This is a genomic window from Allokutzneria sp. NRRL B-24872 (genome assembly GCF_002155965.1).
Classification (GTDB): Bacteria; Actinomycetota; Actinomycetes; order Mycobacteriales; family Pseudonocardiaceae; genus Allokutzneria.
Genome location: NZ_MUMH01000339.1, coordinates 1 through 596, shown reverse-complemented (window position 1 = coordinate 596; position 596 = coordinate 1). Strand labels below are relative to the sequence as shown.

Here is a 596-nt window from a genome sequence, read left to right as displayed (position 1 = left end):
CCCCCGCACCCGCCGCCTGCCACCCGTCGGCAGCCCCGCGTCGGCCGGGCTGATCCGCGCGCGGCATGCCTTCAGGTACTCCCCCAGCTCCATAACCTGACCCTCCCAGGGTTCTGGCTAGCGTTTCCAGTACGGGCAACGCTGGGCGCCATGAGAATCATCGTCGTCGGCGCGAGCGGCACCATCGGGTCCGCCGTGTCGTCCCTGCTGGAGGCCTCTGGCCACACCGTGATCCGCGCGTCCCGGTCCGGGCCGGTGCACGTGGACCTCGCCGATCCTCGCAGCCTCGACGCGCTGTTCGCTTCGGTTCCGGATGTGGACGGGGTGGTCTGCACCGCGGCTCATGCTCCGCTACAGCCGTTGTCCTCGCTGGACGACTCGTCGTTCCGGCAGGTGAAGCTGGACGGGCAGTTGGCGTTGTTCTGGCGAGCGGTTCGGGCGTTGCGCGACGGCGGCCGGATCGTGCTGACCGCTGGCCGTTTCGAAGGCGCCTTGTGCAAGGGATCGGTGGGGGCGATGGTCAACGCGGCCTTGGAAGCGTTCGTGGAGAACGCCCGGGAGGAGCTGCCTCGGGGGATCTCGGCGGGGGTGGTGAG

The 596-nt window shown here is 70.0% G+C and carries 1 protein-coding gene; it reads left to right on the top strand.

Features of this window, described 5'->3' with window-relative positions:
- Positions 1-150 precede the first annotated feature (150 nt).
- On the top strand, positions 151-596 hold a 446-nt coding region (locus tag CCN37_RS37920), incomplete at its 3' end, for an NAD-dependent epimerase/dehydratase family protein (protein ID WP_086830232.1).